At 64.7% G+C, this 16,255-nt stretch carries 15 protein-coding genes and 1 tRNA gene; 5 read left to right on the top strand and 11 right to left on the bottom strand.

Going from position 1 to position 16,255, the window contains the following annotated elements:
- Positions 1-59: 59 nt before the first annotated feature.
- The 4 genes from ACTIFK_RS07240 to ACTIFK_RS07225 form a co-directional block, all read right to left on the bottom strand.
- Positions 60-335 carry a DUF5985 family protein gene (locus ACTIFK_RS07240; protein WP_439542380.1) on the bottom strand — a complete coding sequence of 92 codons (276 nt, stop codon included), beginning with the start codon at positions 333-335 and terminating at the stop codon, positions 60-62.
- Entirely contained in the window at positions 332-592 is a 261-nt protein-coding gene (locus ACTIFK_RS07235; protein WP_439542379.1) for a DUF5985 family protein, read from the bottom strand. The genes ACTIFK_RS07240 and ACTIFK_RS07235 overlap by 4 nt, the downstream gene beginning before the upstream one ends.
- Entirely contained in the window at positions 589-969 is a 381-nt protein-coding gene (locus ACTIFK_RS07230; protein WP_439542378.1) for a hypothetical protein, read from the bottom strand. Before ACTIFK_RS07230 ends, ACTIFK_RS07235 begins: the two co-directional genes overlap by 4 nt.
- Positions 970-1,441: 472 nt before the next feature.
- Positions 1,442-1,518, bottom strand: a tRNA-Met gene (locus ACTIFK_RS07225).
- 328 nt (positions 1,519-1,846) lie between these two features.
- Here ACTIFK_RS07225 and pabB point away from each other — a divergent pair.
- On the top strand, positions 1,847-3,697 hold the full coding sequence (gene pabB, locus ACTIFK_RS07220; RefSeq protein WP_439542377.1) for an aminodeoxychorismate synthase component I: 1,851 nt from the start codon (positions 1,847-1,849) through the stop codon (positions 3,695-3,697).
- Between the two features lie 129 nt (positions 3,698-3,826).
- On the opposite strand, the gene ACTIFK_RS07215 is transcribed toward pabB, so the two are convergent.
- From ACTIFK_RS07215 to ACTIFK_RS07195, 5 genes are all read right to left on the bottom strand, one after another.
- Positions 3,827-4,000 (bottom strand): hypothetical protein, encoded by a 174-nt coding sequence (locus tag ACTIFK_RS07215; RefSeq protein ID WP_439542376.1) that lies wholly within the window; start codon positions 3,998-4,000, stop codon positions 3,827-3,829.
- A 148-nt stretch (positions 4,001-4,148) separates the two neighbouring features.
- A complete protein-coding gene (locus ACTIFK_RS07210) occupies positions 4,149-4,325 on the bottom strand; it encodes a hypothetical protein (RefSeq protein ID WP_291154334.1) in 177 nt (58 codons plus the stop codon).
- Between the two features lie 210 nt (positions 4,326-4,535).
- Positions 4,536-6,326 carry a DNA mismatch repair endonuclease MutL gene (gene mutL, locus ACTIFK_RS07205; protein ID WP_439542375.1) on the bottom strand — a complete coding sequence of 597 codons (1,791 nt, stop codon included), beginning with the start codon at positions 6,324-6,326 and terminating at the stop codon, positions 4,536-4,538.
- A gap of 127 nt (positions 6,327-6,453) precedes the next feature.
- Positions 6,454-6,867, bottom strand: a complete 414-nt coding sequence (locus ACTIFK_RS07200; protein ID WP_439542374.1) for a hypothetical protein — start codon at positions 6,865-6,867, stop codon at positions 6,454-6,456.
- Between the two features lies 1 nt (position 6,868).
- Entirely contained in the window at positions 6,869-8,158 is a 1,290-nt protein-coding gene (locus ACTIFK_RS07195) for a DUF2541 domain-containing protein (RefSeq protein ID WP_439542373.1), read from the bottom strand.
- A 213-nt stretch (positions 8,159-8,371) separates the two neighbouring features.
- Between ACTIFK_RS07195 and ACTIFK_RS07190 the strand changes: the two genes are divergently transcribed.
- Positions 8,372-9,763 carry an FAD-binding oxidoreductase gene (locus ACTIFK_RS07190; RefSeq protein WP_439542372.1) on the top strand — a complete coding sequence of 464 codons (1,392 nt, stop codon included), beginning with the start codon at positions 8,372-8,374 and terminating at the stop codon, positions 9,761-9,763.
- A gap of 293 nt (positions 9,764-10,056) precedes the next feature.
- Here ACTIFK_RS07190 and ACTIFK_RS07185 read toward each other — a convergent pair whose 3' ends face one another.
- Entirely contained in the window at positions 10,057-11,442 is a 1,386-nt protein-coding gene (locus tag ACTIFK_RS07185) for a thermonuclease family protein (protein ID WP_439542371.1), read from the bottom strand.
- 197 nt (positions 11,443-11,639) lie between these two features.
- Between ACTIFK_RS07185 and ACTIFK_RS07180 the strand changes: the two genes are divergently transcribed.
- Positions 11,640-12,179 (top strand): tetratricopeptide repeat protein, encoded by a 540-nt coding sequence (locus tag ACTIFK_RS07180; RefSeq protein WP_439542370.1) that lies wholly within the window; start codon positions 11,640-11,642, stop codon positions 12,177-12,179.
- A 68-nt stretch (positions 12,180-12,247) separates the two neighbouring features.
- A complete protein-coding gene (locus ACTIFK_RS07175; protein WP_439542369.1) occupies positions 12,248-12,805 on the top strand; it encodes a tetratricopeptide repeat protein in 558 nt (185 codons plus the stop codon).
- Positions 12,806-12,883: 78 nt separating this feature from the next.
- Here the strand turns inward: ACTIFK_RS07175 and ACTIFK_RS07170 are convergent, their stop codons facing one another.
- Positions 12,884-15,274 carry a WD40 repeat domain-containing serine/threonine protein kinase gene (locus ACTIFK_RS07170; RefSeq protein WP_439542368.1) on the bottom strand — a complete coding sequence of 797 codons (2,391 nt, stop codon included), beginning with the start codon at positions 15,272-15,274 and terminating at the stop codon, positions 12,884-12,886.
- Between the two features lie 240 nt (positions 15,275-15,514).
- Here ACTIFK_RS07170 and ACTIFK_RS07165 point away from each other — a divergent pair, with 240 nt between their 5' ends.
- Positions 15,515-16,246, top strand: a complete 732-nt coding sequence (locus ACTIFK_RS07165) for an FHA domain-containing protein (protein ID WP_439542367.1) — start codon at positions 15,515-15,517, stop codon at positions 16,244-16,246.
- Positions 16,247-16,255 lie beyond the last annotated feature (9 nt).

The following is a 16,255-nucleotide window of genomic DNA, read 5'->3' as shown; positions in this document are numbered from 1 at the left end:
ATCGGTTCGTTCAGTTTCGAGTTTTTGCGCGCTGGGCCGATTGGCCCGGTCGCCCTGCGTCATTTCCGCTGATCCGGCCTGTTTTTGAGAATGATTGCGCAAATGATGAGGCAGAACGTGAGCAGTCGCATCAGGTAGTAGAACGGCTCTTGTTCCTTCCAGGCCTGCGTCAATCCGAGCGCAAAGCGGCCGATGGAATCGACGCCGAAGGCGATGGCGAAGAAGAGGAAAAACACGTCGCGTGTTTGCCGCCAAAACCGCAGAAAAAAGAGCGCGGCCAGGAAAGAGGCCATCGCGACTGCGCCGAGCAGGACTGAATCGACCGGATCGCTCATTCCGTGTCCCATACCAAGCCGTAGAGCAGGATCATCATCGCGACGAGAGCGGTGCCCGTGCGCCAATAGGAAAAGTCGACGTCGGGAAATACGACCTTATCGAGCACAAGAAGCGCGTTGTTCAGCGTCAGTCCGGCGAAGCAAAGTCCGCTCCAAAGCAGCAGCCTGTAGCCGCCGGTGCGATAGGCCTGGAGCAGCAGGACCGTACACAGAAGGGCCGTCAAGGCGCACAGGGTGTAAATCGTGGCAACGATCATCCCCGGTCCTTTCTCAATTTGAATGCGTTGGCGAACTCGCGAATTCTGCGCGGTTTGCCATGGATAATGTTCGTAACTGCGACCAAGTTTTCTGCGTAAGCCTCAGCGAGGCGACCCACCAAGCGCTCGACCTCGGGTGTGCGGCAGGCAAAATGATAGACGCCTGCTCCGCATTGTAGAAGTCCGTCCTCGCACAAGTTTTCGAGGATCTCGCTTGTTTCCTGCTCGGAAATGTAGAGGCGCCGCGCAGTGGACGTTACGTCCCAATCTTCGGGCGCGTGACGGCGCAAGAGAAGCAAAGCCTCAATTTGTGCGATCGAGTCGATGTGCCGGACAACGAAGTTCTGCAGATCGAGTGGTATCGGACTATCCGGCATTGCAGTGGATCGCTTCCGCCGGAACAATTGCGTCGCGTGCGCGTAGACTTGAGCAGGGGTGAACGGCGTACGGGGCAGCGCTCTGCAAACAGAGTGAGGCAGACCCGGCGATTGGCATGAGCGTCCCCCTCACTTCAGAAGCGGTCGCTCAACTCGCAGACCGTTCGAATGAGCAATCGCCCGCTGCCGGGCAATCACGCTTGGCTAACTTCGGTCAACACCGAAGCGCGAGCTGGGTTCCATGATTTTTTGAAAAAATGAGGGTGGATGCTGAGAAACGCGCCGGCTCCCAGGGATACTGATCATCGCTACGCAACAACGGCGCCGGAGCGTCGCAACGCTCTAGCCGCGTGATCAACGGCCGCGCGCGATCGACCGATAGCAGCCCGGGGGGCGAATTTGCGGTACGAGGGTAAAACCGAGGGGCCGATCAGGCGGCCAATGCATCGCCAGCGAAATGCGATGAAAGTGTTGGTTGCGGGGATAGGATTTGAACCTATGACCTTCAGGTTATGAGCCTGACGAGCTACCGGGCTGCTCCACCCCGCGATACCGACACATACTGGCGCGACATGTCCTTCCCAGGGGAAGTCCTTGTCACGTCTCGAACGATCCGCCAGCGGCTTGATCTTGAGGGCCGCATGTCCTCCATCGAGGATCAGGCCCGTTCGATGCCGCCCTCGGCGGGCGGCTTGGCGAGGTCTATAGCATGATTTTCAGGTTTGTGAAGTCCTAAGCCCGCGCTAGTTCATCCTCTTCTTTGGCGGCCATTCAAGCCGGGACGCGCCACCGGCTCTTTACTTTGGTGTAAGCTCGGGTTTGGAGCCTTATATGGGGCTCCTGGCCCATGTGGATTCGAAACGAGACTTCGCACGCAATGGTACCTGCCGATCGCCAACGGGCCGACAGCACCGGTGAAAAGACAGCCGGTGCGACACTCGAAGAGACCTTCGTCCTCCTGGACAACAGCTCCGGTCGAGGGGCGCCCTCCCTCCTATTCACGCATCCGACCGAAATCGTTTCGGCCTGGACGCCCGACGAAGTGCCGCAGGCCTTGGCGCGGCTCGAGGCTGCCGCGGACGCTGGGCTGCATGCGGCGGGCTTCTTTGCCTACGAACTCGGTTATGTGCTCGAACCCAAGCTCATGGAGCTGATGCCCGAAGGGCGGAACGTTCCGCTGTTGTGGTTCGGGCTCTACAAGAGCCCCCGCGAAATGCGGGAAGCCGAAGTCGATCACTGGCTGGCCACGCATACGCGCAGCGGATCGTATCAATTCACGTCCGTGACGCGGGCCTGGGACCAGGCCGATTACGAGCAACGGTTCTCGGCCGTGCAGGACAAGATCCGCGCCGGCGACATCTATCAGCTGAACCTGACGTTCAAGGCGCGCTTCCGCCTCGAAGGGTCGCCGCTGACGTTCTATCGCGACTTGCGCCAGCGCCAGCGCGTCGCCTACGCAGGGATCGTCGATACGGGTGAGGTGACGGTGCTGTCGGCCAGCCCGGAGCTGTTCATCGAAAAGCACGGGTCCGTCGTCTCGACGCGGCCCATGAAGGGCACTGCGCCGCGTGCAGGCACGCCGGAGGCGGACGCCGACCAGCGCCGGGTTCTTTCGAGCGACATCAAGCAGCGCGCCGAGAACCTCATGATCGTGGATCTGATGCGCAACGATCTCGGACGCATCGCGGAAGTCGGCAGTGTCACCGTCACGGACTTGTTTACCGTGGAGACGTTCCGGACGCTGCATCAGCTCACGTCCGGCGTGACCGCCACCCTGAAGGACGGGGTAGGGCTCGCCGCGCTGATCCGCGCCATTTTCCCGCCCGGGTCCATCATCGGCGCGCCGAAGATCCGGGCGATGGAGCTGATCCGCCAATACGAAACGGAGCCGCGCGGGGTCTACTGCGGGGCCATCGGGCACATCACGCCCAAGGGCGAGGCTCTCTTCAATGTGGCGATCCGCACGCCGGTGGTCTTTCGCGACGGACGGGGCGAGATCGGGATCGGCTCGGGCGTGGTGTACGACTCGGTCGGGGCCAAGGAGTACGCCGAGTGCCTGCTCAAGATGAAGTTCCTGACCGATCCGCCGAAGAGCTTCGAGCTGATCGAAACACTCCTGCATGAGGCAGGCGCCGGCTACTGGCTGCTCGAAGGGCATCTCAAGCGGCTCGGCGCATCCGCGGCCTACTTCGGCTATGCGTTCGATGACGGTGCGGTGCGGGCGGCGCTCGCCAACGCGGTGGCTGGCCGGCAGGGCGAGCGCCTGCGGGTGCGTTTGCTCCTGGCCGAGGACGGCAAGATCAGCATCACCGTTTCCGAGCAGGCGCCGCAAAGTCCGGCCGCCATTATGCGCTATGCCATCTCGGACACGCGCCTCGACAGCACGAACGCGTTTCTTTTCCACAAGACGACCCGGCGAGAGCTGTACGACCGCGAGTGGCAGCACTATGCCGACACGCGGGGCGCTGACGAGGTTCTCTATCTCAACGAGCGGGGAGAGGTCGCGGAAGGCAGCCGTACGAATGTGTTCATCGAAAAGGGCGGACGGCTTTTGACGCCGCCGCTGTCGTCCGGATTGCTACCGGGCGTGTTCCGGGCTGAGCTTATCGCCCAGGGCAAGGCGCACGAGGCCGTGCTGACGCTTGCCGATTTGGCGGACGCCGACGCGGTGTTCGTCGGAAATTCGGTACGTGGATTGGTGAAGGCCGAAGCGCTTGGCTCGCGTTGAGCTCGTCTGCTCGGCGTGACGCGCTTCCGGCCTACCGGCGGCGCCGATCTCTCAGGTCCTGCGATGGTCCCGGGCTTACGCCACCCGTCCAGGGCTTGCGCCCATGCGGCCGGGTCAGCGCGTCAGCGCTCAGTTGGCTTGGTTTTGGATGCCGGCCTGGGGCGCCGGGATTGACGCAGTCTCCGAGCTGCTGCGATGGATCGCAGCGACTAGAAACGTCACGCCCGCCAGCGTCAGGGCGACGGCAAGTCCGATCTCGCGGGCAGACCTGCGGGCGCGTTCGGCGAATTGGGCATGCTGCATTTTGCGTATCGTCATGACGGTAAACTTGCGCATATCAGGTCATCTAATCCAGCGCACCGAACGCCGCGCGTCAGAAGCGCACAGAGGACGGGATATCTGCACAAAAGCGACGCAATCCCGCCACCTTAGGCCTGCGTTCGGGACTTCGTTAAAGGCCCCGCATGACGCATCCGAAGATCAGCACGAGCTGCGCGACAAGGATAACCCAAAATTCTTGACCTGAAATGTACGGAATTGACGCACTGAACATGACGCTGACCAGCGCCAGCACGGTGAGGATGACCGAAAGCATATAGGTCAGAATGCCCGGAGACTTGAGGACCATCGAGTTATTCTCCTAAATCCAAAGCGTAAATTTTATTGCCGACGCCCGACGGACTCGCGCCTTCGGGCGAGTCGCGCGATGTGCGCTTATAGCAGCCAAGCCCTTGGTCAGCAGGGGCTTGGCTGCAACACACAGGAATGAGATGTGGGCCGTCCACGCATCCTCATCGAACCTGTGTATCGGACGTAATCGGGACTTGATTTTTGCCGGCTACTTGCGGCCGAACAGGCGCTCGATGTCGCCCAGCTTGAGCTCGACGTAGGTCGGCCGGCCGTGATTGCATTGGCCGGAAAAGGGCGTCGCTTCCATTTCCCGCAGCAGCGCGTTCATCTCCGCTGCCGTCAGGCGCCGCCCGGCGCGAACGCTACCGTGGCAGGCCATGCGCGAGGCAACCGCCTCCAGGCGGTCACGCAAGGGCGCGGCCGTGCCGTCCGCGATCAGGTCGGCGGCCAGGTCCTTAACGAGGCCATCGATGTCGGTGGTGCCGAGCAACGCCGGGACCTCACGCACGACCACGGCGCCCGGACCGAAACGATCCACTACAACTCCAAGCTCGGCCAGTTCGCCGGCCCGTTCCTCAAGCGCCAGCGCTTCGTCCTCGCCGACCTCGATCACGGCCGGGATCAGCAAGCCCTGGCGCGCGATGCCGCCATTCGCCAGCATGCGCTTCAGGCGTTCGTAGACGAGCCGCTCGTGGGCGGCATGCTGGTCGACGATCACGACGGACGTCTCGGTCTGCGCCACGATGTAGGTTTCGTGGAGCTGCGCGCGGGCTGCGCCGAGGGGGTGATGTGGTGACGGCTCCGGCGGGACGGCCTCGTCGTGGGCGCCGGTGTTGGCGGTCGGCGTGTCCAGGCCTTCGAACGGAGCTTGGCGCTGCTCCGCGAAACCGGCCGGCGCCGACGGCCCTGAGCGGGACGGCTGATGGAAAGCCGGCGGCTCAAAATTAGCGGTGCGGGCCAACGTTTCCAGCGTGCGGGCGCCGCCCTGCGCGCTGGCGCGGAAACCGGCGGCTTCGATGGCCTGCCGGAGTGCGCCGATGAGCAGGCTGCGCACGGTGGCGCTGTTCTGGAAGCGGACTTCGACCTTTGCCGGGTGGACATTGACGTCCACTTCGGATGGATCGACCTCGACGAACAGCGCGAGCAGGGGATGGCGTCCCCGTGGCACCAGATCGCCGTAAGCGGCGCGAACGGCGCCGATCACGAGCTTGTCGCGGATGGGCCTGCCGTTGACGAACAGGAACTGCTGGGCGGCGTCGGGGCGATGCAATGTGGGCAGGCCCGCGAACCCGCGCACGGCGATTCCGTCGCGCTCGCCCGAGACCGGTACGGCGTCGCGTAGGAACTCGGCGCCCATGATGCGGCCGAGCCGCTGCAGCATGCCGTCCGCCGTGTCGGCCGTTTGCGGCAGGCGCAGGCCGACCCGTTCTCCCATCGTGAGCGAGAAGCCGACGCCGGGATGCGCCATCGCGAGCCGCTTGACGGTTTCGGAGACGGCGAGGTTTTCCGAACGCTCGGACTTCAGGAACTTGAGCCGGGCCGGGGTTGCCGAAAACAGTTCGCGGACTTCGATGCGCGTTCCGGGATTAAGGGCGGCCGGTTTGATCGGGTTCTTTGTGCCGCGATCGACGATGATCTCCAGGGCGTCGCGCGCGCCGCGCGGACGGGAGGCGATCGAAAGATGCGCGATGGCGCCGATGGACGGCAAGGCCTCGCCGCGAAAACCCAGGGTGCGGATGGCCAGCAGGTCGTCGCCTTCGAGCTTCGACGTGGCGTGGCGATCGACGCACAGCGCGAGGTCGCCGGCGTGCATGCCCATGCCGTCGTCGGTGACGCGGATGAGAGAGAGGCCGCCGGCCGCAGTCACGATCTCGATCTCGCGTGCGCCGGCATCGAGCGCGTTCTCGATCAGTTCCTTGACGACGCTCGCGGGCCGTTCGACCACCTCGCCGGCGGCGATGCGGTTGATCGTTTCGGCGCTGAGCTGGCGAATGGCCATCGCGGAGGAGAACCTGAGGGTTGAGGGGAGCCGTCGCGCAGTTTCGCGACTCGCTTGCTGTTTGCCACAGTATCCGCCCGACGCCGCCATCGGAAGGGGAGCGGGGCGGCGGGCCCTGGAGCGGGCTTTAGCGAGCGCTGGGTTTTTCCACAGTCCCTAGGAGCTGGAGCATCGTTTCGCCGTCTCGCAGTCCGGGTTTTTTGCTCACTAGGACGCGGGCCATGGCGCGGCCGGGGCGAAACGCGATGGCCGCGCTCTGGTGCCCCGGCGGCAGTGTCTCCTGCGTCATGAGACGGTGGTGCGTGCCGTCCGTGAATTCGATTTCAACAGCGGCGAGCGTGACGGCCAAGCTTCCCGAACGGATGCGAAGGGCGGAGGCATGCGCCTGCGACGGCGCGATCTTGAAGGTCACGAGGTCGGTGCGATTGTTGACGCGGGCCTGTCCCAGGATTTCGAGCACGGACGAGCCGGCGGTGCCGGGCCCAACGAGCACAAGGGCCGCTGCGAGGACTACTCCGCAAGAGAAGACGGTTGCGCGCACGTCAGTGTTGTCCCCAGATCTGGACCACGGCGGGGCGGCCGTCGAGCGCGTTTTTCAGGCCTTTGCCGAGATCGAATCGCGAGCGATAGAGCGCCTCGATGGATTTGATCGGCAGGCTTCCGGCCTTGAATTCGATCGGACCATAGGCTTTGCCGGGGTCGACGCGCTCGCGCATCGTGAACACCTCGTCAGGGCCGCTTGCGTATTTGACGCGGATCTCCTTCAGCGTGATGGCGCGGTCGAGCGCTTCGATGCGCAGTCGCGCGAAGCCGCCCTCGTTTTCGCCAACCGTGATGACGTCGCGATCGAAGCCCGTGAAGCCTGCCGTTTGTGCGCCGAGCAGCACCCAGCCCTGATGATACGTGCGGCCTTCGCCATGGAGGCCGAGCCAGTCCTTGGCGTATTCGCCGGTCACCTCGACGCGCGCCTTCGTGTGCATGCCGGGATGCGCGCGATAGGTCAGCTCGATCTCGCGGATGAAGCGGCTGCCGTCGATCGGCAGCCAATGCGAATGCGTGTTTTCCTTGATGTCCGTGTCGATGGTGAAGTGCTGCTCGCTTCCATCCTCGAATGACACCTTCAAATCGTTGATGTGAACCTCGCTGCCGAGAACCCTGAGGCGGATGCGATTGAACTTCCCGACATCCCGGCCAATTTTGATGACGTCGCGATCGATGCCGAAGCCGACGCTCTGGTAGCCGAACATGATGTCGTTGGGATCGCGCGCGCGGGTGTTTACGTCGGCAGATTTTGCGTCGTCAGATTTTTGCGGCTGCGGACTGACCGTCTCGACTGCCGGAGACGGGGCGGGTTCCGCGGCGCTAGGACCCGCCGTGCTCTCATCGCGGGCAGTCGAAATGGGCGCGCCGCGTTTGCGCTGGGCGCCGTCCTCCGTTTGGATGCCGAGGACGTCTACCGCCACGCGGCCGCGCCCCGGCTTCGCTATGATGGCGATGCTGTCGATGAAGCTGTCTGCCGGCGTCTCGTTGACGGGGGCCGTCTGCTCGCCCGTCTTGAGCGTGATGGGCGTGCGCTCCTTGTGGATTGCCCCGCTGGCGTAGACGACCTGCACGCGTTCGATGGCGATGGGGCCGGACCTCGCGCGCAGGCGGATGCCGCGAAACGCGCCTTTCGCCTGGCTGACGTCGATCGAATGGCCGCTGCCTGCGAGATCGATATCGCCCTTGCCGATGACGACCAGCTTACCTTCCGCGCTCGCAACCGATATCGCGCCCACCATGAGACTGGCCACCATGAGAGCGACACCCGCCAGCCCGAACCTGCGCAACATCCGATGCTCCCGCGTGTGAAACCAAGTTTTCCGACCCGAAATCATATCTCAGGTGCGGTTCAAACTGAAACGGGCAGCAAACTGAAACGGCCTGCGCCTGAACCGGTTGCGAACCGAAACGGCTTGCGCGGCGCCTGCGGCCCGCCACATTGTCCGCTGGACCCGTCGTCTTTTAAACCCGTCGTCCTCCGAACCCGTCGCCACGAGACGCCAATGCCCGCATCCCGATCCCTATCGGACGCCATTCTGGATTTGAGCGCTCTTTTGGGGGATCGCGTTGCGACCGGCGAGGCCGTGCGGGCGCAGCATGCGAATACGGTGAGCTGGCGCGCGGCCGAGGTGCCGGATGCGGTGGTGTGGCCACTCACGACCGAGGATGTCGTGGGGATCGTCGGGGTGGCGCGGCAACATCGCGTGCCGCTCATTCCGTTCGGAGCGGGCACGTCGCTCGAGGGGCAGGTGAACGCGCCGCTCGGCGGCATCTCGGTCGATTTTTCGCGCATGACCCGCATCCTGGCCGTCGAGCCGCGCGATCTCGACTGCACGGTCGAGCCCGGCGTGACGCGGCCGATGCTGAATGCGCATATCCGCGATCTCGGCCTGTTCTTCTCGGTCGATCCCGGCGCGGCCGGCGCCACGCTCGGCGGCATGGCGGCGACGCGGGCCTCCGGCACGAACGCCATGCGGTATGGCACGATGCGCGACAACGTCGTGTCGCTGAAGGCTGTCATGGCCAACGGAGACATCGTGTCGACGGGCGGCCGGGCGCGGAAGTCAGCGGCTGGGCTCGACCTGACGCGACTGTTGGTCGGCTCGGAAGGGACGCTGGGGCTGATCACGGAACTGACGCTGAAACTGCATCCCATCCCGGCGCGCATCATCGCAGCGGCCTGCCCGTTCGCGTCGCTGGCGGGGGCGTGCGAAGCCGTCATCGAAGCCAACGAATGCGGACTGGCGCTGGCGCGCGTGGAGCTTCTGGATGCGCTTCAGATGCGCGCGATCAACGCCTATTCGAAGCTCGCGATGGACGAGGCGCCGCATCTTTTCGTCGAAATTTCCGGTGGTGAGGCCGCCGCTGACGAGCAGCTCGCGATGTTTCGCGAGATCGCGCATCGACATGGCGCGTTGCGGTTCGATTGGGCGAAGGACGAGACGGATCGGGCGAGGCTCTGGCGTGCGCGGCATGATGCCTATTGGGCCGTGCAAGCGATGTGGCCGGGCAAGACGCTGAGCGCGAGCGATGTGTGCGTGCCGATTTCGCGACTCGCCGAGTGCGTGACCGAAACGGTGGCGGATTTCGACGCGTCGGGGCTGATCGCGCCGGTGGTCGGGCATGCGGGGGACGGGAATTTCCATGTCATCCCGGTGATGGACGCTTCCGATCCCGCGGCGATGGCGCGGGCGCGGGCGGCGTTCGACCGTCTTGTCGACCGCGCGCTCGCCATGGGCGGCACGTCGACAGGGGAGCATGGGGTCGGGCAGGGCAAGATGATCTACCTGGAGCGGGAATTCGGTGCGGGCGCCGTGGCGGTGATGGCCGCGATCAAGAAGGCCTTGGATCCGTTAGGCATTTTCAACCCGGGCAAGATGATCAAAGCATCCTGAGGTTGTGGGCTTCGACTAAAGTCGCGACATTATTGAACGACTTCTTATGGTTCGATCCTACAGTTCTTCATATTTGTTAGCATAAATCTTAAGCACATCTCGTAAAGCGCCAATGCACCGCTTGCAAATGCCCGTCCGTTGGAGTGAAATGAAAACTGCGAACGTGACGCCGTCCCACCTATCCCCCCTAGGGGCGTCACAGTTCTTCAGCCCGCGACCTCCCCCCGGTCGCGGGCTTCTCATTTTCAGGCTCCTTCGATGCCGGTTTCAGAGAGCCGTTGAGGCCCGTGGTCTCAAGATGCGGAATCGCGGCTCCAGCCGGCGGTCTCGGCCTCGCTTTCGCTGCAGAACCACCGTTCGCCGCGCGACGTCCGGAGTTTGATGCCGTCGTAGCCCGATGCCCAAGGCAAGACGTAAGTCCGTGAGCCGGAGCGAATGCGGCCCTTGATGGGGCAGCCGTCGGGCGCGGATTTCTTGGCTTCTTCCCATCGCTTGTCGCGGTAGTCCTGGGGCCGGTCCGCTTCACCCGACCAGAGGCCGACCTTCTGATCTTGTGCTTCGCCTTCCAGGCCCGAATAGCGACTCAGAAATCCGCCGTTCGAAAAGACGCTGCCTTTCTTGATGAGATCTTCCGCCACGTCGTTGCCGCCGACGAAGCAGCGCGCGCGCTTGCCAATCGCGGAGTCGTCCAGCACGTCGCACGAGACACGGCGGTTGCGAACCAATGCGGCGAGAGCATCCTTGGCGGCGGCGCCGCAGCGCCATGTCCCGTTTTTGCGCGTGCATGGCTGGCTGGGTTCGGGCGCTTCGATGCCGTCCAGGGCGAGGAGATTGCCTGCGATGCGCAACTTGTCGCCGGTGACGGCAACGGCCCGGCCTTCGAGTTTCGAGGGATCGGCTTCAGGCAGAGCGCCGGTGGTGTCCGGTGGGGTGGTCCGAGGGGACGCGGACTCAGGGAGTACGTACCAGAGCCCCGCGACGGCGCACACGGCCGCTAAAGAAACGGCTGCAACGCGGGCCTTCGGGCTCGAAAACGGCTGCCGGCTCGCGATGACGTTGCGGCCCTTCGCGCCGAGGCGCGTCAGCAGGCTGTCGCGGTCGCGCATCATGGGCGCGCGGCGTGGATCCGTGAAGAACGCGAGCGCGAGTAGCGAGGCAGATACGACCGCGACGAACGCTGCGAGGCGCGCGTCCGTGTCGAAGCCGAAGCCCCAGGTGCGATAGGCCGCGCCGAGGCCGGTGAGGATGGTGACGGCGGCGAGCGCCAGTCTGGCGCCGGGCTGGCGGAGGAAAGACAGAAGCGGATCGAGGACGGGAGCGAGCGGCTTTCCGACGCGTTCGCCCAAGCTTCCCACTCGCTGGCCGAGGGCGCCCGCCGACGCCGACATCCAACGTGCGGCGCTCGCCGTTCCGGAGGCGGCGCGACGGCCGGCCTGGCCGCCCCAGGCCGCCAGCGTTCCGGCAGCCGCACGGGTACGATCCCAAACGGCGCTCCCGGCGTTGCGCGCACCGGACACACCGGCCTCGACGCTGCGTTTGCCGGCTTTCTTGACGTTGGCGGCGGCTGCGTGCTGGACGTCTTTCAGGCGCTGGCGGCGATGCTCGCGGCGAACGAGGATCGTCGTGCGCACATAATCGCGCCATTCGAAGCCTTCGTTCTTCTTTCGCCACCAGACCACGTGTTCTGCTCCGCGCGTGTTGCTGTCATAGCCCCTTGCAGGCCCTACCCTGCGCGAGCCTTGGCGTCCAATGATGGCGGGCCTTTGGCGATATGGACAAAATGCGCATTCTCCTCGGGCAGCGCCGCCCGTGGACTTGGGGCGCCCCCAGGATTAGATTGTCCACAGGTGTTCCACACTGCCTTAGGAGTCCTGACATGGCACCCGTCGATTCAGTTTTCGCTCGTCCTTTCACCGCAATTTTTGCGGCCGCTTTTCTGTTCGGCGCAGCGCCTGTGCTTGCCGATGATTTGCCGGCTTCTCCCAAGATCGACTGCTCGAAGCCGGGCAACAAGAAGAAGCCCGCCTGCAAGCCGCACAGGTCGTCCGACGACGCTGTTATCAATGGTGCCTACTGGCTGTCCCATACCGGCAAGCACGCCGAGGCGCTGGCCTTGCTGGGTACGGTCGTAGATCAGGAAAATCCCCGTTTCCTCAATGCTATGGGCTATACGACGCGCAAGCTCGGCAACGTGGATGGGGCGCTACCCTACTACGCACGTGCACTCCAGATCGAACCTGACTATGTTCAGGTTCGCGAGTACATGGGCGAGGCGTTTCTTGCCAAGGGCGACCTGGCCCATGCAAACGAGCAACTGGGGGAGATTGCACGGCGCTGCGGCACGGGCTGCGTGTCGTTCTCCAATCTCAAGACGGAAATATCCGCCTTCAAGGCAGCTCACCCGGAAAACGGCTGAGTCGTCCAAGCCGAACTATGAACGATCGACGGGAACGTTGAACTGGCGTTTCCAAAGGGGGACTTTTGATGACGACACTTGCGTCTAGGACTGCACCGTTTCTGGCGGTTCTCATCGGCACCGTAATGGCGTCGGCGCCGCTGCGCGCGGACGGCGTGGCCTTCTCCAAGGATGTCGGGCCGAACAGCGCTGCTTGCGACGGCTTGGCGAAGGGGACGTCCGCTTGGACCGCGTGCGTCGGCCGGGCCAATACGGCGATGAGCGACGACGAACTCTTTTATGCCGGATACTGGCTCGCGAAGAGCGGCCAGTACGCGCAGGCCATCAGCTATTTGAAGCTGGCGCAGAAGAAAGACGAGCGGGTGCTGACCTACATCGGCTACGCGACGCGCAAGATGGGCGATGTCCAGCACGCGCTGCCGATCTACCGGCAAGCGCTCGACCTCAATCCGAACTACGTGGTGGCGCGCGCCTATCTCGGTGAAGCGTTCCTGAGCCTCGGCGAGCCGGCCAAGGCCCACGACGAGCTTGCGGAGATCGAACGCCGGTGCGGTGCGACCTGCGCGGCCTATGCCGACCTCAAGGGGCATATCGCCGACTTTGAGGCGGCCTCCAAGAAGGGCTGAGGGACTCCAAGACGCGTTGACGAAATCAAAAGGCTGACGGTTTCCGTCAGCCTTTTTTGCGGCCGGTTGTTTGCAATTTCAGTTGATCGCCGGCGGAAGCACAGGGTTCGCCCAGACGCGCACGACGCCGTCGTCTCCGGCTGAGGCGATGCGCGTCCCGTCCGGCGAATAGCTCACGGCATTCACAGCGCCCGCGTGGCCCGTGATCGTCCGCAGCGTGCGGCCGCGGGCGACATCCCAGATGCGCAACTGGCCGTCGGCGGCGATGGAGGCGAGGTTCTTGCCGTCCGGCGAGAACGACAGCCCGCCGACGCGCCCGCGATGGCCGTAGAGCCGGCGCTGCGAGCGGGTGGAACGCGTCGACCACAAGCGGATCGTGCCGTCGAGGCTCGCGGATGCGAGCGTCTTGCCATCGGGCGCGAACGTCAGGGCGGTCACGAAGTCCTTATGCCCGGTGTAGGTGCGGATGCGATCGAGCGTATCGAGATTCCAGAGCTTGATCGTTTTGTCGGCACCGCCCGAGGCCAAGCGCGGACCGTCTTCCGAGGTGCTGTAGGCGACGGCCTGCGCGGCGTTCGTATGGGCATCGAGCACCTGAACCGGGCCGGACGGCGTGGCGGTGTCCCATAGGGTCACTTTCCAGTCGTGGCTCGAGGCGGCGAAGCGGTCGGCGCGGCCGGTAAAGGTGACAGACCAGATCTCGGCATCGTTGCGCTTGAAGGTGGCGATCTTCTCGGCGCGCTGCCAGTCCCAGAGGACGATCTCGCCGCCGGCATGACCGGTGAGCGCGTGCGTGCCGAACAGCGCGAGCGCGGTGGCAGCGCCGTTGTCGAGTTCGATGGTGCGCGTCAGCGAGCCCGTGGCGGCGTTCCAGATCTTGAGGCGTGCGTCCGCGCCGGTGGTCGCGATGGAGGCGCCGTCGCTCGAATAGCCGAGCGCCTTCACGGGGCCGACGTGGCCGGTCAATTCCGTGACAGGGCGGATGACGGGAGCTTCCTGCAGGGACGCGGTGCGAATGCCGGCCGACGTCTCGCCGCTGCCGCGGCTTTCGAACTGCGGCAGGCGTTCCTGCATGGCCACGGCGCCGCTGGCGACGCCGACGCCGACCAGAAGCTTGAACAGGATCGGCCGCCAGCCAATGGCGCGACGCGGCATGGGACGCGGCTTGCTCGCGGCCTTGCGCTTGTCCTTGCTGTCGGCCTTTTTCGGCTCTTTGACGACGATCAGATCCGTGCCCGCCGGCGCGGCCGGCGGCGGCGGCTTGCGCAGAAGACGGGGCAGCTTGATCGGCTCGGGGGCCTTGGTGAGCTTTTTCGTTTCGGCGGGAAGCGCAGGCGCGGCGGCGGCGGCCTTGGCGGCGCCTGCCACGGCGGCTGCACCGGCTGCTGCTGCGGCCGGGGGCGCGGACGGCTTCTTTTTCAGGCCGTCGAGAAAATCGAGCATGCCGCCTTTGGGGCCTGGCGCGTCGGGCGGTGGCGGCGTGACGGCGGCAGGTGCAGCCTTCGCCGCTGCTTTCTTCGCGGGCTTTGCTTCCGGGGCCGCTACGGGGTCGTTCGCGGCGGCTTTGTTCGCGAACCAGCTCGGCTTGGCCGGGTCCGGCGCCAGCAACTCGCCACGCCACTGAGCGATGGACTGCGGACGCTGCTCCACCTTGAGCGAGAGCGCGTGATCGATGGCCTTGAGGAAGCCTTGGCGGTAAGCCGATAGCGCGGTTTCGCGCGCGGCCACCAGTTCGTCCTTCACCATGCGCGAGGGGCTGTCGGAGGGGCGCTTGCCGGTGATGGCATGATAGAGCGTGGCGCCAAGGGCGTAGATGTCGGTCCAAGCGCCCTGCTGGCGGCTCGTTTCCGCATACTGCTCGTAGGGCGAATAGCCGGGCTTGACGAGCGCCGAGACGGTTTTCGAATGGGCGGCGATCTCGCCGCGCGCGGAGCCGAAGTCGATGAGGACCGGCGTGCCGTCCTTACGGATGATGATGTTGTCCGGGGCGATGTCGCGATGCAGGAAGTCCTGCTTGTGGATCAGCTCGAGCGCGTCGAGCAGCGGCGCGACGATGGCGTCGAGCTCTTTCTGGCGCGGTGCGCGGCCCAGGCCCTTCAGCCACGACTTGAGGCTCTGGCCCTCCTCGAAATGGAGCACCATGTAAGCCGTATTGTTGGCGCGGAAGTAGCGGTAGACGCGCACGATGTTCGGGTGGGAAAACTTGGCGAGCGTCTGGGCTTCCTCGATGAAGCGGTCCAGGCCCCAGCGATAGTCACCGTCGCAATCCTGCGAGCGCGGCGCGGCGTCGGATGTCGAGGTGCGCGCGGCGAAGTCGGACGGAAAGTATTCCTTGATCGTGACGTTGCGATCGAGGGCAAGTTCGTCCGCCAGGTACGTAATGCCGAAGCCGCCCGCGCCAAGCACCTTCTCGATGCGGTAATCACCGACGAGTTCCGTGCCGTTTTTTAACGCGATCAAATTCGTCATAAGCTCTCGGGCTCAGGGGTTGGCTCGCAGACCTCGGACCATCACGTGCCGTCGTGTTACGTGCCGCCGTTTTTCAGGGTGCAAATCACCTCCGGCGCTTCTTGTGAAGCAGGAATGTGGCGGAGGCGTGCGCTTTCAGTTCAAAGATGTCTCAAAAAGCCGGCTGCGCGCCGCGGGCGGCCATGTTGCTGCCGCAGAGCGCAACGAAAACTATGGCCGATTCGAGCCTGAGCATATCCCATGCAACGCGCCTCTTTTTCTTCTGCCCTCCCCCTTCCGGTCTGGAAACGCTTCGCGCTGACAGCCGCGGGCGGACTCATTGCGTGCGGGCTTGCCGCCGCCGCGGGCGCGAGCCCCGATGGCGTGGCCGGCGACGGGGCCGCGTCGGCCGAGTCGCTCGGGACGTCATGGACCGCTTTCACGGACTGGATTTCGTCGAGCTACAATCGCGCGCCGGCGCTGGTGCTGGGGCTTGTCGCCTTGGTGGCCGTGCCGCCGCTGGCGTTCGCGGGGTTGCTTGCGCGGCGTCGCGAAGCGCAGTCGGTGACGATTGCGGAAGCGCGCACGGAAGTGCGGCGGATCTCACGCGAAACCGAGATCCTCCCGCGCGAAGGCGTCAGGACCGGACATATTCCCCTGCGGCCGCAAGAAGCCTGGATCCAACTCGAGAACGCGCACGAGGTGGCCCCTTCCGCGACGGCCAGCCGCTATAGTCTGGCGCGCACGTTGCTGCGGATCGGACGTGAAACCGACAACGACATCTGCCTCGAGGACGTGACCGTGCACCGCTATCACGCGGCCGTTCACCGGACAGAGGATGCGGAATTCGTCATCACAGACTTGTCGAGCGCGGGTGGCAACGGCGTCGTCGTCAATGGGCGGGCCGTTTCGGAAGCGCGGCTTTCGAACGGCGATACGATCCAGCTCGGCAACGCACGGCTCAAATTCAACACCGGGTCCGCGAAGGGCTGAACTTGACCA

It is taken from the genome of Hyphomicrobium sp. (genome assembly GCF_051860585.1).
GTDB lineage: Bacteria > Pseudomonadota > Alphaproteobacteria > Rhizobiales > Hyphomicrobiaceae > Hyphomicrobium_C.
This window is presented reverse-complemented; position numbering and strand designations above follow the sequence as displayed.